The sequence below is a fragment of the Echinicola salinicaeni genome (assembly GCF_014280965.1).
GTDB lineage: Bacteria > Bacteroidota > Bacteroidia > Cytophagales > Cyclobacteriaceae > Echinicola > Echinicola salinicaeni.
The window spans coordinates 26946-53549 of the sequence record NZ_JACODZ010000010.1 but is presented as its reverse complement, the minus strand read 5'-3'; the positions used below and the strand labels follow the sequence as shown (position 1 = coordinate 53549).

Annotated in this window: 16 protein-coding genes; 9 read left to right on the top strand and 7 right to left on the bottom strand. The window is 41.8% G+C overall.

All coding sequences use genetic code 11. The features are described from left to right. The first annotated feature begins 44 nt into the window (after window positions 1-44). The gene (locus H7U17_RS18335) at window positions 45-3665 is read left to right on the top strand and encodes a SusC/RagA family TonB-linked outer membrane protein (RefSeq protein ID WP_186758218.1); all 3621 of its coding nucleotides are present in this window, start codon (window positions 45-47) and stop codon (window positions 3663-3665) included. A gap of 30 nt (window positions 3666-3695) precedes the next feature. After that, window positions 3696-5336: a SusD/RagB family nutrient-binding outer membrane lipoprotein gene (locus H7U17_RS18330; protein ID WP_186758217.1), complete on the top strand. Its 1641-nt coding sequence runs from the start codon at window positions 3696-3698 to the stop codon at window positions 5334-5336. A 62-nt stretch (window positions 5337-5398) separates the two neighbouring features. On the opposite strand, the gene H7U17_RS18325 is transcribed toward H7U17_RS18330, so the two are convergent. Continuing rightward, window positions 5399-6736, bottom strand: coding sequence for a PhoPQ-activated pathogenicity-related family protein (locus H7U17_RS18325; protein ID WP_186758216.1), 1338 nt, complete (start codon window positions 6734-6736; stop codon window positions 5399-5401). 131 nt (window positions 6737-6867) lie between these two features. On the opposite strand from H7U17_RS18325, the gene H7U17_RS18320 reads away from it, so the two are divergent. From H7U17_RS18320 to H7U17_RS18310, 3 genes are all read left to right on the top strand, one after another. Next, the gene (locus tag H7U17_RS18320; protein ID WP_186758215.1) at window positions 6868-8205 is read left to right on the top strand and encodes a purple acid phosphatase family protein; all 1338 of its coding nucleotides are present in this window, start codon (window positions 6868-6870) and stop codon (window positions 8203-8205) included. Between the two features lie 32 nt (window positions 8206-8237). After that, a complete protein-coding gene (locus H7U17_RS18315; RefSeq protein WP_230981488.1) occupies window positions 8238-9047 on the top strand; it encodes a glycerophosphodiester phosphodiesterase family protein in 810 nt (269 codons plus the stop codon). 267 nt (window positions 9048-9314) lie between these two features. Further along, on the top strand, window positions 9315-9467 hold the full coding sequence (locus tag H7U17_RS18310; RefSeq protein ID WP_186758214.1) for a hypothetical protein: 153 nt from the start codon (window positions 9315-9317) through the stop codon (window positions 9465-9467). 314 nt (window positions 9468-9781) lie between these two features. Here the strand turns inward: H7U17_RS18310 and H7U17_RS18305 are convergent, their stop codons facing one another. Beyond that, entirely contained in the window at window positions 9782-9961 is a 180-nt protein-coding gene (locus H7U17_RS18305; protein WP_186758213.1) for a histone H1, read from the bottom strand. 482 nt (window positions 9962-10443) lie between these two features. On the opposite strand from H7U17_RS18305, the gene H7U17_RS18300 reads away from it, so the two are divergent. Further along, the gene (locus tag H7U17_RS18300; RefSeq protein WP_186758212.1) at window positions 10444-13899 is read left to right on the top strand and encodes a PAS domain S-box protein; all 3456 of its coding nucleotides are present in this window, start codon (window positions 10444-10446) and stop codon (window positions 13897-13899) included. Window positions 13900-13948: 49 nt separating this feature from the next. Here the strand turns inward: H7U17_RS18300 and H7U17_RS18295 are convergent, their stop codons facing one another. Together H7U17_RS18295 and H7U17_RS18290 are read right to left on the bottom strand one after the other, a co-directional pair. Then, window positions 13949-14191, bottom strand: a complete 243-nt coding sequence (locus H7U17_RS18295) for a hypothetical protein (RefSeq protein ID WP_186758211.1) — start codon at window positions 14189-14191, stop codon at window positions 13949-13951. 67 nt (window positions 14192-14258) lie between these two features. Beyond that, window positions 14259-14777 carry a DinB family protein gene (locus tag H7U17_RS18290; protein WP_186758210.1) on the bottom strand — a complete coding sequence of 173 codons (519 nt, stop codon included), beginning with the start codon at window positions 14775-14777 and terminating at the stop codon, window positions 14259-14261. Window positions 14778-16532: 1755 nt separating this feature from the next. Between H7U17_RS18290 and H7U17_RS18285 the strand changes: the two genes are divergently transcribed. Then, window positions 16533-16802 (top strand): hypothetical protein, encoded by a 270-nt coding sequence (locus H7U17_RS18285; protein ID WP_186758209.1) that lies wholly within the window; start codon window positions 16533-16535, stop codon window positions 16800-16802. A 53-nt stretch (window positions 16803-16855) separates the two neighbouring features. On the opposite strand, the gene H7U17_RS18280 is transcribed toward H7U17_RS18285, so the two are convergent. The 3 genes from H7U17_RS18280 to H7U17_RS18270 all read right to left on the bottom strand — a co-directional run bounded on the left by H7U17_RS18280 (window position 16856) and on the right by H7U17_RS18270 (window position 23601). Next, the gene (locus H7U17_RS18280; protein WP_186758208.1) at window positions 16856-18214 is read right to left on the bottom strand and encodes a RagB/SusD family nutrient uptake outer membrane protein; all 1359 of its coding nucleotides are present in this window, start codon (window positions 18212-18214) and stop codon (window positions 16856-16858) included. 780 nt (window positions 18215-18994) lie between these two features. Further along, window positions 18995-22210 (bottom strand): SusC/RagA family TonB-linked outer membrane protein, encoded by a 3216-nt coding sequence (locus H7U17_RS18275; RefSeq protein WP_186758207.1) that lies wholly within the window; start codon window positions 22208-22210, stop codon window positions 18995-18997. A gap of 32 nt (window positions 22211-22242) precedes the next feature. Beyond that, window positions 22243-23601: a TlpA family protein disulfide reductase gene (locus H7U17_RS18270; protein ID WP_186758206.1), complete on the bottom strand. Its 1359-nt coding sequence runs from the start codon at window positions 23599-23601 to the stop codon at window positions 22243-22245. 1404 nt (window positions 23602-25005) lie between these two features. On the opposite strand from H7U17_RS18270, the gene H7U17_RS18265 reads away from it, so the two are divergent. Both H7U17_RS18265 and H7U17_RS18260 read left to right on the top strand, forming a co-directional pair. Further along, window positions 25006-25266, top strand: coding sequence for a helix-turn-helix domain-containing protein (locus H7U17_RS18265; protein WP_186758205.1), 261 nt, complete (start codon window positions 25006-25008; stop codon window positions 25264-25266). 198 nt (window positions 25267-25464) lie between these two features. Continuing rightward, window positions 25465-26604, top strand: a complete 1140-nt coding sequence (locus H7U17_RS18260; protein WP_186758204.1) for an SIR2 family protein — start codon at window positions 25465-25467, stop codon at window positions 26602-26604.

The following is a 26604-nucleotide window of genomic DNA, read 5'->3' as shown; positions in this document are numbered from 1 at the left end:
GCGAGAAAATTCAGTAGATGTTAACCACAAAATTTTAGCAAAGTATGAAAATTAAAATTACAAATGGAAATCTTTTTGGCTTTTGGCTCCAATGGACAATGGTACTGTCCATGGGGTTCTTTTTAGGACAATCAGCATTTGCCAAGAATGAAAGCCTTATTCGGCTTCCTCAGGAAAATGTAAGTATCCGGGAGTTTATTACTTCGGTAGAAGAACAAACGGATATAGAATTTTTGTATGATGAGCAGATTGCTGCATCATTAAGTAAAAGTGTTATACTGGTTAAGCGTGCCAGTTTGGATGAATTGTTACAAATGCTGAATTCAAAAAGTGGTTTTGAATTCAAAAAGATGGGAGAAAATATCCTTATTCGTAAACAAGAGCTAGTGAGAGCAAGCGAGATTAAAGGAGAAGTCTTTGATGAAGCGGGTATTCCACTGGCTGGAGCCACCGTAAAGATCAAAGGGGCCTCCACTGGGACCATAACCGACCTAAATGGTGCCTTTAGCTTAGAAGTTCCGAATGAAGAGACTGTTTTGGTGATTAGTTATGTAGGTTTTCATTCACAGGAAATGGTGGTAGGCAATCAAACACAGGTCAAAATAACCCTTAAGGCTGCTTACCAAAACTTGGATGGAGCTGTTGTAACCGCCTTGGGAATAAAAAGAGAAGAGCGGTCTCTGGGGTATGCTGTTTCAGAAGTTTCAGGAAAATCATTTGAGCGTGGTGGGCAAGACAATATGCTGAAGTCTCTTTCTGGACGTGTGCCTGGTGTAAGTATCAACTCTACTGGAGGTGCGGGATCTTCTGTAAGTATGATCATCCGAGGGATTACCTCCTTGAGCGGAGATAATCAGCCTCTTTTTGTGGTAGACGGTGTCCCAGTGATCAACACCCTGAACAACGTTAGCCAGATAGGCAATGACAATAAAGTGGATTACGGAAATGCTCTCTCAGATATTAATCCAGCAGATATTGAGCGTGTTTCTGTATTAAAAGGTCCAAGTGCTGCCGCTCTTTATGGTTCGCGAGCGGGAAATGGGGTAGTTTTGATCACCACTAAGTCTGGTAAAAGTGTGGAGGAGGTGACTGTCAGTGTTTCATCCAATACTTTGGTGGAGGTGCCTTATAAGTATTTGCCCATGCATAGCAGATTTGCTACAGGGGTAAGACCATATACTCCGGACAATAATCCTTATTCAGGAGGGACACTGGTAATTGAAGAAGGTTCATCTGTTGGGGCAGGTCCTGAATTGGACAAAGGATATGAAGCCATTCAATGGAATAGCCCTAGGGATGAAAATGGCAATTTAGTGCCTTTGCCTTTAGTTTCTCATCCCAATAATGTCGCTGATTTTGTGCGAAATGGGGTGACCACTACCAATAGTATCTCTGTGTCCAATAATAATGAGCGGATCAATTATCGGGTGGGGTATACCAATTTGAACAATTGGGGAATCATACCCAATTCAGATTTTCATAGGAATAACCTTTCTTTAAACAGTAACTTAAAGATCAACGATAAGCTTAGCCTGAACACCAGTGTTAATATCAATAGAACGGGAGCTGATAATCGTCCAGCAGGCAATAGGGGAACTAATCCATTGGAAGCCGCTTATAAAGTATCACCTCATATTGATATCAATGAACTAAAAGAGTATTGGATGCCAGGGCAGGAGGGGCTCCAACAGCGTTCGCAAGCTATTGGTGAATATAACAACCCTTATTTTTTAGCCAATGAAGTAAATAATGGCTTTAACCGTGACAGGGTATTTGGCAATGTGGGCTTGAACTATCAAGTCACGGATAATTTTTCCATCCAGGGTAAATACATGCTGGACATGTATACCGAACGACGAGAATCAAAACTCCCTATGAGCTATACGGAAGATCCAAATGGGGGATATGGAATTGTTAATTTGGACCGTTATGAGCGGAATGTGGAGTTTTTGGCCACTTACCAAAAAGACTTCACTGATTTTAGTATGACCTATTCTGCTGGTGGGAACTTGCGATATAATCAAGGCCATACCACACAAAATTCCACCAAGTCAGAGGGGTCGGGTTTGATCGTTCCCGGGGTGTATACCCTAAGCAATACGCTTTCGGATAATTTGATTTATAGTAGTTCCATGTCAGAAAAGGCTGTTTATAGTGTATATGGCTTGGCTAACTTAGGGTATAAGGACTTATTATACTTGGATATCACCGCTAGAAACGATTGGTCAAGTACACTTCCTGCATCTAATCGCTCTTATTTTTATCCTTCAGCTTCCCTAAGTGCAATTATCAGCGATATTCTGCCAATGGGTAACAGGGTAGATATGATTAAGCTACGGGCTGGTTGGGCCCAAGTGGGCAATGATACCAGTCCCTATAATTTGGTGCAGACCTTGGCCAATACCGAAGAGTGGGGGGGGAACACTAGATTATCAGTGCCTAATGCGCTTAAAACGCCAGAGCTTAAACCTGAGATTTCGACATCTTATGAATTTGGATTGGAAGCAGCTGCATTTCAAAACCGATTAAGGTTTGACCTTACCTATTTCAATACTGATAATAAAAATCAAATCCTTCCAGTGACCCTTCCGTCTTCATCTGGCTTTAATAGTAAGTATGTCAATGCCGGTTTGGTGAACAGTAAGGGATGGGAGATGGTCCTTGGGCTGACACCGATAGAAGGGGATTTTACTTGGGATGTGAACTTCAATGTTTCCAAGTACAGGAGCAAAATTGTGGAGTTGACTGACGAGGTGGAAGTGTTCTATTTATGGAGTGATTCAAGAGGTGGTGCCTGGTCTTATGTTGGCGATGAAATAGGAAGTATTTACGACCGTAAACTAGTAACCGTGGAAGATACAGAATCACCTTATTATGGATATCCAATTTTAGACGAAGACGGAAGCTGGCAGGCTATCAACCAGTCTAATGCCAAAAATAAGATCGGCAATTTCAACCCGGATTTCATCGCTGGCATGCAAACAAGCCTTTCTTATAAAAACTGGAGTCTGAATTTGACTTTTGATTGGAGAATGGGAGGGGACTTTGTTTCCCAGACTTTCCGCTATTCGGAATCTGACTTGAAAACCCAGCGATTCTTGGATGAAATTATTAATCCAAATGGATTGAGTGGACAAGCATTAAGAGACTGGCTGGTGGCCAATGAGGACGCTTATATTAAAGATGGACTGAATATCGTCGGTGGACCAACTGGAGAAAGCGGGGGATTCCCTTTTGAGTATGCAGTGACCTTAAATGATGGCGTATTTAATCCAGGGGTTATCGCCATATATAATGATGCAGGTGAAATCACCGGCTATCAGGAAAATTTAGGAGGAGAAGGGACCAAAATTATACCATATGCGGATAATTATCCATGGAGCTTCTTCAAGCCAGCAATGTTTGATGCCTCCTATATCAAGCTTAGGGATGCTTCCATCAATTATGACCTGCCTATTTCTACGGTGAAGAAACTAAAGATGCAAAGTGTTAATGTGGGCTTGTACACCAGTAACTTGATACTTTGGACAAAAGCAAAAATAGGTATCGATCCGGAAAATGCTTTCCAACCTGAGAGCAACGGTACTTTCAAACAAGGTATTGAAAGATACAATGTGAACCCTTGGGTGATTCCTATCGGATTTAGATTAAATGCCAAATTCTAAGCCATGTGTGATCAGAAAAGAAAGAAAAATATGAAAAATATCCTTAACAGACTTAGCCTTCCTTTGTCTTTGGTCGTCCTGACAGTTATCCTGACCAACACTTCGTGCAAGGACCTGACAGAATTGAATATCAATCCCAATGGGATAGATCCAGATGCAGTGCATCCCAATTTGTTGATCACTACTGTCATTACTCAGACAGCGACCAATGAAGTTGGTCTTGGATTTGGGAATATAGCAGGGGTGATGCAGCATACCCAAAAAGATGCTTGGTTTGAGGACCATAATAATTATGGGTGGTCCAATCAGAGTTGGTCGGGCTATTATAATATACTTGAAGATACGCGGCTGATGGAAAAGCGTGCGAACGAATTGAATTTGCCTTTTTACGATGGTGTAGCCAAGGTGATCAGTGCCTATAATTTTGGCCGAATTGCAGACTTGTGGGGGGATGCTCCCTTCAATGATGCCCTTCAGGGTGATCTTGGGGGCGAGCAATATCTGCTTCCCCAGTTTGATACCCAGCAGGGTATTTATGAAGGTATAATCAGCCTTTTGGACGAGGCCAATCAGATTTTTCAAGGGGAAAATTCCGAGTCTATTCCTCAGGATGTTTTGTTTGGAGGGGATGTCTTACAATGGAGAAAATTTGCCAATAGCTTGCGCTTGAGGTATTATCTTAGAATTTCAGATAAGATGCCAGATATGGCTTCTGCAGGCATTCAGGAATTGGTCAATAATCCCAGTCAGTATCCTTTGATTTTGGATGTGGGAGATGATGCGTCCATGTCGTATCCAGGTACATCAGCCAATACTTCTTGGCCTACCAATACGACCTTTGATGGTAGTAATGGTAGTAACTTCAGAAGGTTGAAAATGTGTGCTACCTTGGTAGATAAATTACAAGAGCTTGGAGACAGCCGTTTGGATGTATGGGCTCAAAAGGTTGAAGTCCCAATAGTAATCGATCCAAACCTAGCTGCGGGAACAGATGAAATAATAGATGGTGTTCGGTATATTTCATCGGATGTAGCGGAGGGCAAACCTGTGGATACTGATCCTGAATATGTAGGCCTTCCCCCATCTGTTTCCAATTTGCCAAGTGAGTACAATCTGAACCCTACTCCAGGACAGCAATCCTATAATCCCCATGTATCTTTTTTAAGCGAGATGTATACCGAAGCCAATGGAGAATATTTGAAGGCAAGATTGATCAGTGCTGCAGAAGTACAGTTTGATTTGTCTGAGGCGGTCCTAAAGGGATGGATTTCAGGAGATGCAGCATCTTATTATAATGAAGGGGTAAGGCAGTCGCTCATAGCATGGGGACAAGAAGAAAGCTTTGATACTTATATTGCTGGTGAGGCAGCTTTTGACGGTAGCTTGGAGCAAATCCTTGAACAAAAATGGATTGCATCTTGGACAGCTGCTACAGAATCCTGGTTTGATTACAGAAGAACTGGCCTGCCTGAACTACAAGCAGGTCCTGCGGCTGTAAGGTCCGTATTGCCACTTCGTTTTTATTATATGCAGGAAGAGTTAAGTATCAATGAAGCCAATGCCAATGAAGCTTTGGGAAGGCTTGAAACTACGGCTTATTCTCAAGCCGAAGAAGAAAACAGTGCATGGTCCAAATTTTGGTTGGTCCAAGGAACCGGCAAGCCATGGTAAGTATTGGATCGTTACAATAAATAAAAAGGGGCTGTCAATCAGATAGCCCCTTTTTTCGTCCCTCAATGCACTATCCCATCGGTATTTATCCGTATAATTTTGCTGGATAAATAATAAGGTTTTCCATTAGGACTGGTGAAATGATAGGCCAGGTACAATGCTTTTTGTCCGACTTTTGGCAAAGCAACTTTTTGTGAAGGCCCTTGAAAGTTACTAGAGGTCCACTTTTCATCCCTGAAATCCATATCTTCTTCAGACGCAGCTTCCCAGATTTCAATGCGATCAGGGCGAATTCCAGAGAAGGAGGCTTTAATATTAATGTAATTGGAATTTGAATGGGATACTTCCATATTCACTTCTGGCAATGCTTGCTGGAGGCATTGGTATTCAAAGAAGGCATTGAGGTTTTGTAATGCTATTTTTCCATCACCAAGGCCGTGTTCTACATTAGGGATATAGACAAGATCATTGTCACCAGGGATTTCTTTCCAGTAATTCTTTGCCGCATCTATTGGCCAGTAAGGATCGTTGGTGCCCATAAAAACCAGTTTTGGCATGGTGAGCAGTTGTTTATACGAATAGGGGTCTACCATGGCGATCGTGGCTTTACCTGCTGGGGTATTGGACTGCTGGGGAATGCCCAAATCAACATAATCTTGAATTTCAGGACTGTAATCTTGCCACATAGCAATTTGATACTGAAGGCTCACCGGCATGTTGAGCACATCGATAACCATGGGGGCAATGGCATTTACGCGAGGATCCTGCGATCCTGTAAGCCAAGTAGTCCATCCTCGTTTGGACAGTCCGGTCAGTAAGAAGTGCTGTGGAGAAATCTGTAGCTTTTCAGTTGAAAACTCTTCAATGGCATCCATGGCTTTTTGCACAGATTTTATCATAGGAAAAAGCAGTGGCCAAGTTTCATCACCCGTTTCTTGGTACTGATGCAAAGTGTATGAAATGATCTCGTCTTCTACACGTCCATCAAAAATGGGCTGGTTAGGAACCTGAAATATAGCGCCAACTATTGCTTTGTTTTGAAGGGCCAGTTTTTCCAGACCTTGGACCACATCGTCATCCCGTTTTCTTTTTTGGGGAAGTCCATTTTTTAATCGGCCACCGCCAATGTACAATAACACTTGATCATGCTCGATGTGTTTTGGGGCGAGGATCACCAAACGGTGCTTCCAAGTATAGCCTTTCCACCGTTGGGAAGTGAGAAGGAGTTCATACTGTGTGAGTTGCCCTTTTTTCAATTTGTGGAGCACTTCAAATTGAAAGTCAGGACTTGGAGTTTCCAAGTACTTTTCTAAGGCATGATTGCTTTCTTGGGCAAAGGACAGAAAGGACAAGCAGCTGATCAGGATGACTAGGGTAAATTTTAAAGGTTTCGTATTCATCTTCATATAAAATTAACATGGAACAATAGCCCAAAAGCTTTGGCTTACAGTTATTATGATGAATAGCATTAAAAAAATAGAGACAGATAAAGCTAAGAAAAATCTTTTAGAAAACAAGTAGTATAAAGATAATGAATTGTATTAAAGTATTGATTGTTAGTGTTTTGTGTTTGTTAGTGGTTGTTCCGGATACAGCATGGGCCACCGGCAGTACGGATCTATATGGCGATTCCGTGAAAGTGATGGTAAAGAAGCACCTAATGCCTACTGTTCAGCCAGACAGAATTATCCTTAATCTGGCAGAAAATCCAATGGAAGCAGTGGGGATCAATTGGCGGACAGCCACCAGTGAAGCTGTTTCCTATATAGAATATGCAGTGGCCACTGCTGGTCCGGAATTTCGTAAAATCGCCAAACGTATTGAAGCTAAAACAAGCTTTTTGAGTAGTCAGCAGGATGATGAACCTGTGATAGAGGCCAATTACCATGAAGGCATGCTCACAGGTCTCGAGGCTGGACAAACTTATGTCTACAGAGTAGGATCTGAAAAGGCCTGGAGTGAATGGTTTCAGTTTACCATGCCAACAGCTGAGGGGCCTTTAAGTCTGATTTATTTTGGTGATGCCCAAAATGATGTGTACTCCATGTGGAGTAGGGTGATTCGTGAAGCTTATTTTCAGTTTCCCAAAGTTGACTTTATGCTTTATGCGGGAGATTTGATCAATCATGAGGATGCTGACTACGAATGGGGTGGATGGTTTGAGGCGGGGAGTTTTATCCATGCTTCAGTGCCCGTGATGATGACGCCAGGAAACCATGAATATGCAAAAGGGGTTTTTCTTTCCAAGCATTGGCGACCCCAATTCAATTTACCGAAAAATGGTCCTGAAGGATTGGAAGAAATGGCATATGAGGTCAATTATCCCCATCTTAAGGTCATTTCTCTGGATGGAGAACAGATCGATGAAATCCCCGAGAAGAGGATGGCACAGGTGAAGTGGCTTCGAGAGGTATTAGAAAATGATCCCAAGAAATGGACGATAGTGACTTTTCATTATCCTATTTATTCTACTAAACCCAATAGAAATAATGAGGATATGCAAGCGTATATCCAACCGATTTTGGAGGAATATGGTGTAGATCTAGTATTACAGGGCCATGATCATGCTTATGCACGGGGCCGGGTCCTTAATGTCAATGGCCAACCAGAATTGGGCAAGGGCCCCATGTATGTGGTGTCGGTGAGTGGACCAAAGATGTATGATGTCGCAAATGATCCTTGGATGGACAGGAAAGCCTATAATACCCAACTTTTTCAGTGGATAAATATAGAAGGAGATACCCTTTCTTTCAAAGCTTTGACAGCCAGAGGAGAACTATATGATGCTTTTCAATTGCAGAAGAACACAAAAGGTGAAAATACCTTGATTAATCAAATTCCCAATACCGAAGAAAGAGTTCAAGAGTGATCAATAGCAGACAAATATTTAAATGTATTGCTTTGACTTTACTCAGCTTGATGCTTGTCCAATTGGTTCAAGCACAAGTGGGTGAGATCAGAAATCAATTTTTAAATACTACGAGCCTGATGGTGGCAGCTCATAGGGCTGCCCATCATCAATATCCTGAAAACAGCCTTCCAGCCATTCAGCAGACCATTGATTTGGGAGTGGATATTGTGGAACTTGACATTCGGGTTACTTCGGATGGTATTCCTGTTATTTTACATGATCAAACGGTGGACAGGACTACCAATGGAGAAGGAGATATAGAGCAGCTCAGTTATAAAGAGGTGAGAAGTTTTTATTTGTTGGATAAGGTGGAAGTCAGCCACTTAAAAGTCCCTACCTTGAAAGAAGCATTGGAAGTCTGTAAAGGGAAAATCATGGTGGATATGGACATGAAGACCGACCAAATCGATGCAGTTATGGAGGTAGTTAAAATGGTGGAGGTGAGTGAGCAGTTGATCTTTTTTGATTCGGATTGGGAAGTATTGGAAGAAATCAAAACCAAACTTCCAGAGGCGCTTCTAATGCCCAGGGCATATCATACCAAAGACATCAAGAAAGCTGTAAAACGGCTTGATCCTGAGGCTATTCATATTGATCCTAGTTTTTATACAGCTAAAACCATAAAAAAGGCAGAAAAGTATGGTTTGAGGGTTTGGATCAATAGTTTGGGAGATAGAGATAAAAAGATTCAAGCTATGCCCGATGTCGAAAATCAAAAGGAGTGGCTGGATTTAGGGGCCAATATGGTGCAGACTGATCTACCAGCCTTCTGGCTTGGTTTGCGGGATAGCCATTTTTAAATATCTATTTTAAAAATGGCTTGTTGTAGTAAGATTGCCTATTAATAATAAGTTATTAAGGAAACTGTTTGAAGCCTGTAAGTAACTTTTTTAAACGTTGAGCAGCGTATTCTGCAGATGAGCAAGATATAGTTTTATAGGTAGAAACATCAATTTATGCTTCCAAGTTAGGGTGTAAGTCTTCAAGTGGAATTGCAAGTTAAAACAGGCATATTGGATCTCCTTGTTTGAATAAACATCAACCCGTTTCTTGTACCCTTGGTTTTGATGGCCATTTTCAAAGCTGCAACCGAAGTGCTTTCCACTGACATGCTGATGCTGAAAGACCAGCCTATCAACTTTCTGTCTGTAAGGTCAATCACTGTGGTCAGATACAGTCATCCCTTTCCAGTTCAGCTTCCTAGTAGGTTCTTTCAATAAGAAGGAACCGATATTCAATATATCATTTAGATCCAAAAGCCGCATAGATCTGTACGGCTTTTGGGTTTTATTAAGTTCTTGGGCCAAATAGGGCTTATGTGCAAACTGATAGGGTGAGAAGGGATGCCATATGGTATAAGCATGGGTACCAATTACTAAAATTCCAAAGTATACAAAGGGGACAATTCAAAAAACTAAGTGGCTTTAAAATATTGTTGGAAACCACTGTCCACAGCTTGGGTATATTGTCCTTTCTGGCTAATTGAAAGTCAATAAATCAAAAAAAGGGATTAGCCCCTTTTTTGTTCATAAGATTATTTGTCCTTGTTTTTTATTTCCTGTACTTCGGTACGGATATCCTGAGCCAGGGTCTTGATGGTCTGCATGCCGTTTCTTACACGGGTTCCTGCTGCCTTGTTACCTTGCTCATAAAACTTGGTGAAATCTTGTTCTAGGGAATCTATTAATTCCTTTACTTCTGAAAATCTGCTCATTTTTCGTTGTGTTAAAAATTAAATATAGGCAGCCAATTTGCAAAAAGCATGCAAAATATTGTTTACGGCAAAATTTTAAGCTATCGAAAGGCCACCAAAGCATGATATTAGATTATGCAGGTTTCAATTTTTAGATTAGCGGAGAACATTATTCACTTGACAGGACCTTGGGCATAACAGACAAAGGTCTGTAAAGGGCTTTATATCAATATGGTAAAAAAGTGTATGTAGAATAACGCTAACTATTTTTTTGAGGAGCATTTTTAAACTATAATTATAAAGTTAACTTTATAAATAGAAGTAGGGCCTTATTGATTCTTACAAGGGAAATCTACGTGCTTAATAAAATTTCGGAATGAATTTGGCACTCTCTCACCCAAGACCCTTGTAGGATCAACCCACAACCTATATTTCAGGTAGAATCGTTCAGTAAATTATATGTCTATTTAATTGTCAACAGTGACATTTGAAATTGTATAACCATGGCCAACCAAATGTATCAATTGGACAATGAATTATTAGGGTTATTGGAATATTCCCCGTTTCCTATGTGGATATATGACATAGACTCATTGAAATTTTTGGACGTGAACGAGGAAGCCGTTTCCCATTATGGGTATTCGAAGGAAGAGTTCCTTTCTATGAGCCTTGAAGATATCAGGCCGGAAGAGGAATTGCCAAGGTTCCGGGCGGCTATTAATTCTTTGAGAAAAGGAGAAACTTCACCTGATGACGATCTATTTACCCATAAAAAGAAAGATGGAACGATTATTAAGGTCTTAATAAGAGGGAAAAAGATAGATTATCAGGGGAAAAAGGCGGAGGTCATCACGGCCATAGATAAGACCGAGCGATTTAATTTTAATAAAGAAATTTCAAGACAAAAAGAGCAGCTGAAATTGCTTGACAGGATCAATGCAGAATTGATGAAAAGCAGTGATCTGAGTTTTGTCATAGAACAGGTGACTTCGCTTTTATTTGATGCTTTTCCGGCCAAAAGTGCGTGTTTTCTTGAATATGATAAGTTCATGGATTCCGGTTGTGTGAGTTATACCTGTCATCTTAAAAAGAGGTCTGGCCAATTTAAGCGAACAGGGGATGTTATTGTACCATCTTCCAAACCTATTGTGCCAGGAGTATATCCGAGCTGCTCCATGGTCGGTACTATGTTTAAGGGCATATGGGGGCAAAGTGACAAATATATTTTGGTTATACCCATCCTGATTCAAGAAAAGATTATTGGTCTGCTCTTATTTTTGATGGAACCATCTGGCATAGCTTCGCAAAGTGGAAATGGTCATTTTATTTCATCGATTAGTAGTAGCTTATCTCATTTTGCTGAAAAATGGCATTTATACAAGAAGCTGGAAGACAGTGAGGAAAAGTTCAGGGCCTTGGTGCAGGAAGGAACTGACCTGATTGCCGTATTGGACGAGAATGGTATATATACTTATGTAAGCCCGACTTCCTCCCATGTCCTAGGGATTCCTCCCGATGGTTTTATTGGAAGGAGCCCCTTTGAGTTTATACATCCTGAAGATAGGGAGAAGGTCAGTAAAGATCTTGAAAGTGTGTTTACCACGAAGTATGTGAAAGTGGCACCGTTTCGTTTCATGGATGGAAACGGTAATTATCGGTGGATAGAGACAAGTTTGACAAATATGCTGGCCAATAAATCAATCAAAGGTATTTTGGCCAATTCAGTAGACGTTACCGATTTCAAGCAGCAGCAAGAGATAGATATGGTCAACGAACGGTACCGCTTGGCCACCTTAGCATCCGAAGACCATATCTATGATATCGATATGCATACTGGAGAGGTAACGCCAATGGGGAAGGCTATGGAAACGGTGTTTGGATATGTGGACAAGGCCCAAAGCACTTTTCATATTGATTTTTGGAAGGAAAATATTCATCCAGATGACCGTAAACAAGTCATATGGAAGGTAGACCAGTTTATAAAAAACAGTGAGCAGCATCACCTCTCCCTTAATTATCGGATGAGAAGGGCCGATGGAAGTTTTACCATAGTTGTGGATTTCTGCAGTGCCATCAGGAATGAGGAGGGCAAGGCGATACGGATAGTGGGAATAGTTCGAGACATCTCCAAATCCGTACAAAAAGACCGTATGGACAACCTCAAATTCCGCATGTCCACAGCCATCAGCCAGCCCGGAAAGCTAAGGGTAGCACTGGAGAGAGGGCTAACAGAACTGCTTGATTTTACAGGACTGGATAGGTGTGAAATCTGGATCAGGTCCAAGGACGGCAATCGTCTGGATTTAAATGCAGCAGTCCATAAAAACCCCAAACACAAATTAATATCGAGTTTTAATAAAGCGGAAAAGGGAGAGGGGTTTCCTGGGATGGTATGGGAATTAGGAAAACCGCTTGTATGGGAAAATCTTTACGGACATATAGCATTTAAGCGGGGAACTGAGGCCAGATCAGTTGGACTGGATAAGGGGATAGGCGTACCAATTTTTTATGAAAATGAATTTATAGGGGTGTTCATTCTTTTTTCTTCTATTGAGGGAGTATGCGTATATGAATGGGAGTATTTTTTGTTTGAAATAGCAAAACAGATTGGCGGTGCGATCAAATACAAAATATTTGAGACGGAAATGGAAACTTTTTTCAATATTTCCAGTAACCTTTTGGCTATTGTTGGCTTTGATGGGGAAATCAAAAAAGCTAACGCGGCATTTACCAAACTGTTCGGAGCCAATATATTGATTGGAGAAAAATTCACTTCCTTGGCAGTTGATGAGGAAAAAGGAAAGGTAAATGGTTTTATGGAAACAGATGGAAAACTTTCCGAAATAGAGTGCAAATGCAAAGTTGAAATGGAAGGAGATGTATGGGTGTTGTGGAAAAAGAATATAAGTCGGGAGGAGAAATTATTTTTTGTGATGGGGCAGGATATAAGCGATAGGAAAAAGTCGGAAATGGCCCTTCAGACAGCATTCAAAAGATTAAGCCAGGCCCAATGTATAGCCAAGCTGGGGTATTGGTCGCGTAATTTAGATGAAGATGTGTCTGAATGGACACCTGAAACCTATAAAATTTATGGCTATAGGAAAGATGACTTTATTCCTACTTATGAGAATATAATAAAAACTTTTCATCCCGATGATCGGTATTTGATGGAAGCTTTGACTTTTGAAGAACTGGCAGCGCAAAGCCCCAAAGAATATACCCATAGAATCATCACTGCTGACAATGAAATAAGATGGGTGAAGCAAACTGTGAATGTTTTGACCGACCAGGACAAAAAACCCTTGAGAATCGAAGGGGTTATACAGGATATTACAGAACAAAAGCATACTGAAGATAAGCTAAAGGAAAGTAATGATCGCTTTAATTTGGCACTGATGGCTACCAAGGAAATGATTTGGGATGTAGACCATAAATTGGGGGTGGTATATAAAAGCAAAGCATTAAAGGAAAAAGTGGATTATAAGGAAATAGACAAGCTGGGGCGTAATGATTCCTGGCTATTAAATATTGTGGAGGAAGAAAGAGAGGAAGTATGGAGGTCTTTTGAGATAGTATGTGGAGATAAAAATCAGAATTATTGGGAAAAAGAGTATCAGGTAAAGACCAAAGACGGAGGGAAAATGCATGTGAAGGCCAGGTGTTGTATTTTGAGAGATGGGCAAGGGCTGCCGAACAGGACTGTAGGTGCCATTGAAGATATTTCCGAAATGAAAAAACAAATGGAGTTGGTGCAGAGGCAGAATGAAAAGCTGAAGGAAATCGCCTGGAAACAGTCCCATGAAGTAAGGGCCCCCTTGGCTAGAATCATGTTATTGGTCAATTATCTGGAACTGATTAAAGATAATCGGGAGGATATTTATGAAACATTGGGGTATATCTTAGAGTCTGCCAATGAACTCGATGAAGTCATTAAAGAAATAAACAAGGACGCGAATTAATTTGAAAATTACCTATTTATCTTAAAGCTGCGTAGGGATTTTCGTATGCTTAGCGCTTGAGGACTTTCCCGCCTTTAATTTCAAAATATTCCGCATTTTCGATTTCTTGGTGGTCATAAGTCATTGCTCTGTAACTTAGAAAAACTTCATTTTTATTATATAGGCGCTTCAGGATATGGTACTGTTTGATGCTTTTGTTGAAGCCCCAGCATCTTTGGAAATAGGAAAGCTTATCCAATTTTTTATCATGAGGACTACTGAATTCAAATCTGTCCTCAAGCAGGTTCTCCAAGGTAGCCCGATCACTTTTTTCGTAGCATGAAAATAAGCTTGTATGATGTCCAGGGTCCTCATTTTGATTAAATTTCTTTAAGGTTATTTGATTGTACGATATGCTTCAATTGGTGAATATGCCTTTGCGTATGATAGATATTGAACCAGACCCATTCGAATCTTGTGAACGCTCCATACTCAGGGATTGAAAAATCAATGCAGGTTAATGATAAATCCTTGTTCAGTATGACTTCTTTTATTTGCCCAATTCTTTCTTCTAAGTGATCTATTAAATCCTTTTTATTTATTTTCTCCTGGGAGGGTAAAATGGCTTCCGGTGATTCCATTTTGATGGTATTGTCAGTGAATAAGGTTTTAACAGACGCCAGTTTTTGGTCAATGGGTCGAGTGGTCGCTTTTGTTTTCCCATTTAAAGTCTCAGCAGATGCATAGGACTTTAATAGGTGGTCCCCAAGCTGTCCTGCTGACCAGCCACTTGGTGGAAGAAAGTTTAATTGTTCTTCAGTTAAAGCGGAGAGACTTTTCAGTAAAGTCAAAGTGGTCTGGTGAAATTCGGTAAATGTATTCTCTCTCAATGCAGACATGCTTCAATAAGTTTTTATATCAAAATAAACCTTAATGCTGTTTCACTAGATACAAATCTCGCCAATAAGTTCCGATGAATGGCAGTGTGAATGCGACAATCCTGATGGGGGAATGCGAAAGGGAGGGCGTTAGTTAAGGTGCTCATTGTTGGGTGGTTGTTTATAACCTGAAAAGAGGGCTACACCCGGCTTTACCTCAGCTTTGATGTGGGGTTGGGGGAATGTTTTACTGTTGAATTGTGGGACTGTGGAATTGTTGAACTGTGGGGTTGTTGAAATGTCGAACTGGGAGATTGGAGAATTGTAGAAGCTGCCTTGCGGCAGTCAGGCTGGGGAAATGTGTTGTGTTTATAGGTTGACTGTTTAATAGTTTAAGGTGTTACAAATGCCCATGATTTATGGGGACAGATTGCAATGTTTAGGGGTTAGGGGCATTACAAATGCCCGATATTTGTGGAGCGGGATTTCAAATCCCGCCCAGCGTCGATGATTTATGGGTTCAGATTGCAAATCTGAACCAGCAGGGACAAATCTGGATCAGCGTGAGGACTTGTGTATTTGTTTAATCGGCAAGCCACTATAAACTTTTAACCGTTTAAACCTAACGTTCAACCCTTCAAAAGGATCATTCAGCAATTGTTTTTTAAAAAGTCCCATTACACAAGTAGGTTGGGATGCTGATTAAGACACCCATGGTTGAATGGTTATTGATTATCAGAATAATTTGCTGTGATCCTAAGCCTTATTCGGAGTCTGTTATGAGGCATCCTGATGAGACTAGGGATTGGGGGATTGACAGACTAAGGATGAGGAGTTTGTCTGATGCGTCGGAGACTCATGTTTAATGGTCCCGCAGCTCAGCTGACAGGACAACAGGGGTTAAGAAAAATGCCAACTGGCATGTTTGGACGGATTAAGAAAAGCCAGGTGGCATATTCTTATGGGCATTATGAAAAAGATGCCAAAATTATTGGCCATTTGATTTTTCATTTGCCTAGATTAATTAAAAGAACCTTCGGTATAGGTATAATAATCTATAAGTCAATGTGTTGTTGGGTTGGAGTGAAGGCAAGATTCTGTTGAGAAGTGAACTTAATACCCGCATAGCCAGGAACGTATTTGACCGGGTTCCATATAGTGGGGGAGGTTTGTTGAGCAGCTAGGGCTGGGGAGAGTATTTAGTGGACCTATGCTGGTGATAATGGTGGTTTGGTTGATTAAATATGATTGGAGGAATTGTAAAACTGTTTGATGGTGGGTTTGGATGGAGTCGGAGACTCAAATTTATGGCGTCCTGTCCGCCGGAGTGGGATCTGGACAATGGGATTAAGCTATTGTATTCAATGGAAGGCGGCATTGCAAATGCCTGTTATTTATGGGGCTAGATTGCAAATCTGGACCAGCACGGCAACTGGTTAAGCAATTAACCAATCTAACAATTCGAAACCTAAACATTAGAAGGGGTGGTTGTTCACAGATGAATGGAATGAACACAGTTAGTATGCTGGTGGTGGGAAGCTGGAATTGTTGAATAAGAGGACTGGGGAATGGAGTAATTATTTGGCAATGAGATAGAATATACTTGGATAGGAATAATAATCAAAAAATAAGCTGCCCGATTCCATGGGGCAGGTATACTAGGTGGAATCAGTACCTGTGCCAGGCAGCGAAGTGAGGAGGATGCCAAAAATCCTGAAAAGAGTAGGCATAACGATAAACGTTCGGGCTTTGATTAGTTAAAAGCCCAAAACAACCATGAAAAAGCTCATTAATAACATACCGCTGTTGGCATTTGTGCTGACAGCCATGACAGCGTTGACAATCAATCTCTCAGCTGAGGATGTGCAGGGAACCAAAGAGGCCCTGAACCCTAATACCCATGCTTGGGAAGATATCACCAATCAGGAATTGGGGGTAGACTATAATTGTGATGAGCAGGTCGATACGGACTGTACTCGTGAAATGGATGAGTTTGGACAGGAAGTGCCAGGCTCAAGAGTGGAAGGGGAATTCCAACCGATCTAAATTAAACAACTAATCAAATACAAAAGCCAGAGGCCCTGCCCCTGGCTTTTCTTCTATCTTGGATTCTGTACCATATCATTCAGCTGCAATTCATCCAAGGGTATGGGATAGGCATATTTTGGACTACCTGGTTCCAAGGTGTAGATTTCCCCATCCAAGTCCCTAGTGAGTGTCTGTTCATATTGACTGCCAGACAGCCTCCTCAAATCCTCCCAACGCAATCCACGAAACACCAATTCTTTTCTTCGTTCTTCCAATATCCGTTCCAATAAATCCTCCCCAGAAATCCCTGCTATGGGTTCAAACTTTCCAGCCTCAAATCGGTGTTCCAACAGATAGTTCATATCCTCCAAAGCGAGCTCCTCATTGCCCAGTCTTAAAGCTGCTTCCGCCCTGTTCAGCAAAAGTTCATCCGTGGCCACTCCATCAAATAGAAAGAGGTTACCCATATAGGTTCCCCTAAATTTGACATGGCCATCTTGATTGGCTGGGGTAAAGAACAGTGACTTTCTTAGGTCACCGTCTCCATAACTTTCATAGATTTCCGGTAGGATAAATGTATCAGAAGTATAACCAATGGAACCTGATGAAAAATAACTGCAATAGACCACTTCCTCATTAAGCCTCTTGAAACCAAAAGTATTTCCCTGCTCTATATTGGTATAATCCATCAGTTCATTTCCCAGTTCAAGTGCAAGTGAAGTGTAATCAAACACTTTCTGATAATCTCCCATAGAAAGATAAACCCTTGCCAATAGCCCATAAACTGCTTGCTTGGAAGGTCTGGTGGCAATGGTAGCCCTCGTAGGCAAGAAGTCCAATGCCACTTTCAAATCTGCAATTACCTGGGCATAACTATCTTCGATGGAAGACCTTTTTACCAGTTTATTAACATCAGCACTTAATTTCAAGGGAATGCCCAAATCGGGATCTGCCAGATGATAGGGCATGGTGAAAATCCTAAGGAGATTGTAAAAAGCACTTGCACGATAAAACAGGGCAGATCCCCTCAGACGGTCCCAGTCCACTTGCTCATTCGAATCTGGCACAATATCGTCGAGTTGTTCCAGGGCTACATTGGCATAAAAAACCTGTTCATATAAGGCATTCCATGAAATAGCCCTTCCTGTTGGGAAGATAATATCTGCCCAGACATGGGCATTACGGGTAATCTCATTCCAACTGTTCCATTCCTGCTTGCTGATAAAATAGTCATCCGAGGCCACCTCGCCCATTTCGGAATTCCTGTTCATAATATATTCATTGTCCAATAAGGCCTGAATATCTTCCAGATTATCAGGAACTACCAAATCAGTACTGGGCTTTTCATCCAGAAAATCCTGGCAGGAAGACAATAAATGAATGATACTGATGATCATGATGGTGAGTATGGGGTTCGTTATGTTTTTCATTTTGGTTAGATTTTATGTTAGATATTAGACGCCAGACGCTAGACAAAAGACTTGTTTACGGATTCTAGGTCGTATCATACCCGTCATTGCGAAGGAGGACGTTAGGACGACTGTGGCAATCTCATTTCTAAATATGAGACTGCTTCAACCTCTTGCATTTCGGCATGCTCAATGTCCGAGGTCTCGCAGTGACGTAATCTCTTTTCTCTTTCATCATTACTCTTTCTTCTAAAAAAAAAGTCCCGGTTTCCCGTCTGGAAACATGTCCCGCTGTTTATTAAGATGATGTATGATCACATATGAAGAAATTGCGCGGTAAGGGACTCGTTGATAGTAGCTAGTACTTAGTATCAAGTAGTTAGATGATTTATGGATGCGAGATTGTTTGATCTTTGTTACTTTGATTAGATTTAAGATTTGAGACGTTAGATTTAAGACTGGTTGACGGTAGCGAGGTCGTATCGTACCCGTCATTGCGAAGGATCCGCCCTGTCTGACGCCAGGCAGGCTTGGCGGAGACTGCGGCAATCTCGTTTTCTAAAAAGGAGACTGCCACGTCGCATGGCTCCTCGCAATGACGTTTTTCGAAGTCGAGACTGCCGCGTCGCAAGCTCCTCGCAGTGACGTAAACCTCTTTCTTCTTTTCTCTATAATTCTTACTACTATCATCTTGCTACTTTTTACTTAAAGTAAGCCCCGCCCACCAAGATTCGCTTTTAATAATCAATCCGGTTAAAATTAAACATGAAATACGGCGGACGGAGCTATTTCTTTAATGCTTTAGAAATCTATTTTCACTCCCAAAGCAATGCTCTTTAGAGGTTTGGCGGTTCTAAAATCGGGGTCCAAGGGATCATCCTTAGCCGCTTTCCAAATGATTCCCAGATTATTGGCATAGGCGTATAGGGCCATTCTTTGGAAGGGCAGTTTGGGCGATGTCCTTTGGTCAAAGGTATATCCCAAGCGGATGTCCTGTAGCCTAATATGATCCCCTTTCTCCACCAGTACCGAGGAAAAACTGTAGAAATTATCCCTGTTGGCATTCAACCTGTCCGGCATGGATGGCACGTGGGTAATGGTTTCATCCCCTGGGTTTTGCCAACGCAATGCAAAATCCCCATGTCCCCCTTGGGCATTGAGTACCGTGGCATATCGCACGCTGTTCCTCCTGTAATAATAGCCCAAGCGATAACTGATATTAAAGGAAAGGTTCCATCCTTGCCAACTGAAATCATTTCTAAGTGCACCAAAATGGCTTGGTCTGGATGGCCCATGGTAAATCAGGCTTTCAGGGGTGGCTCCAGTGATGATACCTCGATAATCATTGGAGGCTTCGCCGTCCAGATAGCCCAAGGGGTCTCCTGTATCGGGGTCCAATCCTGCCCAAGCATAGCTATAAATAGCATAGAGCGGTTTTCCGCTAAGTGGTATGGGCAAATCATGATCTCCGCCCATTCCCAATGAAAGGTATTGGTTCACAGGGCCCACCAACTCATAATCACCGACCCTTTCCTTGATCCAGGAATGGAAATGATTGATCCTCCACTGGAAAGCGCCTCTGATCACTGAAGCACTGATATTAAAATCCAGGCCATGTGTTTGTGTGCTGGCCGTGTTTCCCCTAAACTCCGTAATGCCGGAACTTGGGGCATAGGGTATATCCCCGATCAGGTCCAGTCCATTTTTGATATAATATTCCATGGTTCCCGAAAACCTATCATCCTTCGATGCCCAGTCCAGTCCCAGGTTGACGATCTTAATGCGCTCCCAGCTCAATGATGGATTGGGAGGGTTGAGGATGATTCCTTTGGGCAGACCTGTGATATTGCTGTTGCCGTTCCTTATGGCCGTGGTATAGGCAGAAACCCGCTTGTCTATATTGCCATTATAGCCATAGGTAAATCTCAGCTTGGCATAGGGCAGCCAATCTTTCATGGGATAGAAATCTTCCTCACTCAATATCCAGGCAGCCCCAAGGGACCAAAGAGGGACACCCTTTTGATTGGCATCTACTCCAAAGAGGTTGGAGGTGTCCTTCCTGCCACTTACCGAAAGGGTATATTTCCCCTGATGGGTATAGGCAGAGTTCAGGTAATAGCTAAGGTAGCGATCTACTGTCCCGCCTACCTGGTCCCCATTGGGAATGCGTAAGGAGGCAGAGGGGAAATAATACACGGGATAGGGATTGACATAGTCCATCTGGGCAATATTACCCACCCGATCATTATAGCCGTAAAAGCGGGTCCCAAGACTGGAACTTTCAAAGGACTTTATTTCTGCCCCTGCTATGGTTACCCAGTCGCCTTGCTCCCAGTCCGTTTTATAGTTCAGCTGCGCCCGTCCGTTATGTGAAAAGCTTGAATATTGGGAACGGTCCAAAATCCCGCCCTCAGGAATGATGCGGGTAATGTTTCCCTCTTCATCCACCTGTGTGTACTGGTTGACCCAGTCACGGGCATAATAACTTTTTGCGCCATAGTGCTGTTTAACTTCCTGCTCATTGGTCCAGTACTGGTAGGATACTTGGGCATTCAGGCCTTTGATGATTTTATAATCCAATCCAAGGTTCATACGGATATCCCTGCCCTCCAAAATATCGGATTGCTCATGGATGTCCTGCAAGGGATTATAGCGCCAGTCCAGCAGACCTTCAGCTTCTGCACCATCCAAAAATCCACCCCGGTAGTCCTTGGTGATGGCCATAGGATTACCATTTTCATCCCTGAACTGCACATAAGGGGCCAGCACATCATTGCTGGATTGCTTGAGTTCACCATATGCCAGCCCATTGCGGTCTTGATGGGTTTTGGTGAAGTAGATGCCCGTGCTTAGCTTTAACCGATCCTTCAGTAGCTTAATCTCCTGTTTTCCTCCCAGGGTAAAGCGTTCCATGCCCCTGTACTTGACGGTCTCCAGGTTCTTGTCCCAACCTGCTGTCAGGAAATAACTTTGTCTTTCGCTGCCACCGGAGATATTCAGTGCGTATTGTTGATTGATGCTTTTTCGGTAAAAATCCCTTAGAAAAGCCTCCCGCAGATCCTGTTTTCTGTAGGCAGCTATGCGGGCATCCGCTATTGACTGGTCGATCTCCCCATCCCTTGCAGCAATCAAGGCTTCCACCACAGGGCTTAGCGCTGTCTTTCTCGGCGTGTTTTCTTTGGAATTATAAAATCCCCTGTCAAAAAGCATCAGCTCGGTATTGATAAAATCATTTACCGACATCTGGGGTTGGTAATAAGGATCAAAGACTTCTCCGATTGTAACATTGCTGCTCAGGGAAACCTTGGGCTTACTGCCTATCCGGCCGCTTTTGGTGCTGATCACGATCACTCCATTGCCGGCCTTTACTCCCCAGATGGAAGCGGCAGCTGCATCCCTGAGTACATTAATGCTTTTCACATCATTGGGGTTGATATTTTCTATGGGACCATCATAGGGAAAGCCATCCACAATGATCAATGGACTGCTATTGGCAAATAAGGTGCTCCTGCCACGGATGGAAAGTGCATCAGAAGCAGGACCATTACGGTTAAATATCAATCCCGGTGTCACGTCGCCAAGCCGCTCAAGAATGCTAGTGCTAACCGGACGGTCGATAAGGCTGCTGTCCAGATGGACAAAAGAGCCCGTAGCTCGCTCCTTGGAAATTTGCTGGTAACCCGTGGAGACCACTTCCACGCCTTCCAGTCCCATTGCTTCTTTTTCCAGTTTTACGATCAGCTCCTCCTCCAGGGGTAGGCTAATGTCCCTGCTTTGTCTTTGGTAGCCCAAATAGCTGAATACTATGCGGAGCTCAGATTTAGCTACCTGAAGTGAAAAAACTCCGTATTCATCCGTCACCGTTCCCATTCCACTATCCGCTATCTGTATGGTCGCCCCAATCAACGGCACATCCCGATGGTCCAAGACCTTCCCCTTGAGGATATAGGTCTCCTGTGCCATGGCCATTCCGGACCACAGCAAACAACAAATCATCCATGGTAAAATCTTTTTCATAATTGATATTATTAGGGTTAAAAATTCATTTATTATTGCCCTTGGACTCGATCCCTGATGACCAGCATCTTGATGGGCATGACCTTTTTGACCAGGTCCAATCCGTATGGGACAAGGGTCTTCCTGATGCTTTCCAGATTATTCATCTTGCCCTCCAACTTGATATCCACCTTATAATCAATCCCAGTATCATCCACGATGGGAATCCTCATGAGTTGAAGATGGAAACGCCAGTGATAGGGGAGCAGTCCTATTCGCTCATTGTTCAGCTCGAGTCCAAAAGCATCCATTTCTATCTTATTTTCTCCACCATCTGTTCTCAGGTCGATGGATGTATCCGTCCGCACCAAGGCCAATACCTCGGTATCCCTCATCTCCACAGCTGCCTGATATTCGGGGAACATCCTTTCCAGGTCGGTTTTCATGATATCATATTCCTGCCCAGGGTATTGGGGCGATACGATAAGCTCATAACAGAAGCGATGGTCCAGTTTCCATTCATCATAATTGTCCAGATTGGCATTGTATTTCAGTAAGTCGGGTTCCTTCACCTCTAGGATTCTGCGGTTACGGTTAAAGTCCACCTTCCCCGCACCATAGGCAAGCCCGAAATAGGTGGGCAGGTCGGAATTGGTCAGGAAGATGCGCACCCAGCTTTTATCGGATTCCCCCGTGACCTTGTACATGGCCGGCATGTCCTCGATATAGGGCATAAATACCGATTGCAGTAGAATCCGCTTGTCTTTATCAAATCCCCTGTTCCCGAAAAACAGCAGTTCATTCTTTTTAAACAGGGCCTTGGGAGCTGATTTGCTTTCCAATTCTTTTACACCATCCAGTACCTGCTTGATGCTGTCCCGGACCACCGATTCCTTAGAGGTAAAGGCCATTACCTTACCCTCAGGATCTATCCATACATAGTGGGGCAAGGTCCTGTGCGGAAATAGCTGTCGCAAGGTATTGTCCGAAACCGCCATGGGCATATGGATGTCTTTTAGGCTGGAAAGTTTTGTGAAGAGCTTGTCCACTTCCTCCTGATCTTGGTAGGTTACCGGCAGTATTTCCAGTTGCCCCTCAAACTCCCGCCGTAAGCTATCCATCTTCGGAAAGCCCTTCACACAGGGTGCACACCAGGTGGCCCAGAAGTCCAGGATCAGTAGCTTGCCCTGGTAGTCGGAGAGTTTGCCTTCACCCTTGGGATGGTTGATGATATTCTTGATCAGCAGGTCGGGCACCTGATCGCCTATCTCCAGTGGCTTTACCTGCAGGGAGACGGTATCGCCTACCGCCCCCGTAGGTGGGGTGCCTGCAACTTCCAATTGGTTTCCATATAAGTTGCTTCCAAAAAGGCATAGGTATGCCAGGAAGCATGTGAACGTTGTTTTTTTCATGCTTAATATGCGGTTGTGTAGAAAGTGTTGGGACAAGACTCGAAGTCTTGTCAGAAGCTAGACGCTAGACTAAAGACATAAGACTGGATTTCGGAGTCGAGAACGTCCTCAAACCCGTCATTGCGATCCCGGTGGGCCGGAAAAAGCAATCTCCTGTCAGAAAGATCAATCCTCTTTTTACTTTCTTCTGTACTTTTCCATTGATGAAAAGTACCAAAACTCTAGGCCTGTGGAGCGTACTTTAAATTGGGTCGATATGGTATACGAGTCCAAAAGGTTATGTCCAATTTGATTTTTGTCCAATTGTTCCAGACTAAAAATGAGTGGATCTCGCTGTTCCACGACGCGAGCTAACTCATTTTCTTAACGCCTTCCTCAATTGTTCAAAAACCGTACGCTCCAAGGGCCGGAAATAAGGATTTCGTAAACGAAGATATTTCCGCCACTCAGTTTCCTGAATCCGTGTTCTCTGTCCAATCTGTACTCCAAAGCTTTCGGCTTTTGTCTTTTGATCTTTAGCTCCAGTCCTTTCTACATTTATAAGAAATTGATTAAACTCCCAGTGCTTATAAAGCCCCAGGCCAGGCTGCCCTACCAGACGCCAATGATCTTCCGGAGGATCACTTGACGAATGCAACCTACGAATTGCGATATGTTAGTATCAAGTAGCTAGTACAGAGTATCTAGAATGGATCATACTAGCGATCTTGATGGCTTAAAAGTGGATACCGATCTTTTGTGAGTATGAAGTAGCTAGATTTCAGTAGCCAGTACTTCCATCGTTCCTGTTCCTTGAATCAGAAATCGGAACAGAATTACTACTCATTTAACAATAGGCTTGATAGTGGTTTATTTATTTACGGTATCGTTATATGGGATAAGTATTAGTATCAAGACAAAAATCGAGTCTTGAGACTATCTACTATCATCTTGCGACTCAAATAGGTTTTTTTGGTTTGCGGCGGAAGACCAGGTCGAAGATGGTGATACCGGACTGGTGAGGGACAAAAACTGATGATTTCTGTTCCTTACTGGTCGGTCTTTCCATCCATAGGTCAAACGCTGAAAAATGTTTTGTTTTCTGTTCCATAGCTATAAAGTTTTCATGGAACGCCTCAAGGTAAAAAACAAGGCGCAGGCCCTCTTTCTTGCCTAAACTGAGGTACGGCCAAGCACCCTAGAAATGAGCAAGCGAGAGCCCACGCCAAAGGCATGGGCATTTTCACTTATTGTCTCATTTCTATTAGAAAATTGGCCGTTTTCAGTTTAGAGACGTAAGTGCGATGCCTCGTGATATCTTAATCAAAGTATCGCAAAACTAATAAATTCCTTCAAACAGAAGGTATAATACTTAGTTATTACTAAGCGTAAAACTAGAAAAGATTCTAGTATTTGCAAAACATAATGGCAAAAAAGTCAAAATTCGAAATAGCGGTAATAGATAAAATTAGAGAAGTCCGTAAGGAAAAAGGGATCTCTCAAAGAGATATTGCTGCTTTTTTGGGTAAGACTGAGGGATTTATAGGACAAATAGAAAGCACCAATTCAGATAGTAAATATAATCTTAACCATATAAATAGATTAGCTTATGAAATGAATTGCTCCCCTAAAGACTTAATGCCTGATGATGCTTTTTGGGAAGATTTACCTGATAAAAAGAAATAAATATTATAGAACTGATATACTCAAAGCTTCCTTGATGGAAGCTTTTTTGATATTAGGGTAATGGTAAAAATACCCTAAGTGGGGTATTTTTTGGGAGTTGGGAGTTTTTTAGTTTTGGAGTTTGCGAAAGTAAAAAGATTTACATTTAGGATGAACATGTCTTTCACATCCCTATGAACAAATAATAATATTTTCAGAATGAGAAATGTAGAAAATACGCCCTTATTTCTTTTTGGCAATGGACTTTCCATTGCCTTGTCTTTAGATTTTTCATTAAAAGTCATAACAGAAAAATTTATCAATCAACTTTCAGGGATTGAAAAAGAATTCTTTGAAGAAATATGTGGAGGGAACAGCCAAATCAATTTTGATGATTTTGAAGTTAACTTTTCTGTATTAGAAGATGCTTATAATAGCTTAAAAAAGTATAGAAGGTTTACCGATTCTGTTACTGGAAAAATCTTTTTAGAAAAGTTCAACTTAATCGACCCTGAATTGTTAAAACATGAGGAAATAATTAAGTCACTTTATGAAAAATACATATTCCAAATATTAGGAATTATTCATGGAAATGTAACCAAACAGGGTATCGCAGAAAAACTACATAACTTCACAAGATTTCTAAAATATCAATTTGAAAATTGTAAAAAGGGGTATGTATTCACTCTCAATTATGACCTTTTAGCTGAAGCTATACTTTTAGAAGATATTGGTACAGAAAACCTAACAGATTTTTGTTCAGCTACCCACAAATTCAAAGGAACTGAAATAGACAAATTTGATTTTGATCCAGCACTTAATGATCATAAATACGGTGAGGACTATACAGATGCAAATGTTGAACTTCATCATTTGCACGGATCACTTTCCTTATTTTACGATTACTCAAGGAATAAGGCAATAAAATTTAAAAGTGAAGACATATTTTTTCATGATGTTTACAATAGGATTAATAAAGAAAAATGGACACTTGCACCTTCAATAATTACTGGTGGAGGAAAATCATTAAAAATGAATGAATATCCTTTTGAATTCTATTTTCGGAATTTAAAAGAATTATCAACTTATGGTAAATACAATAAGTTATTTGTAGTTGGATATAGCTTCCGTGATGAACATATAAATGAATTAATTAAAAGGTGGATGAAATCTGTAGAGGATTATTCAAAAGGTTTATTAATCGTGGATTTTAAGACAAATGATAGCGATAAAGAAAACTTTAAAAAGTTTGTGCGTAAAAAAATCAGGAAAAACCCTCCCATACCTGATTTGTGCTTTGAATTTGGTGGTGTAAATGCTATTCATGATATAGAGGGGACAATGGCAAAGGAAAATTAA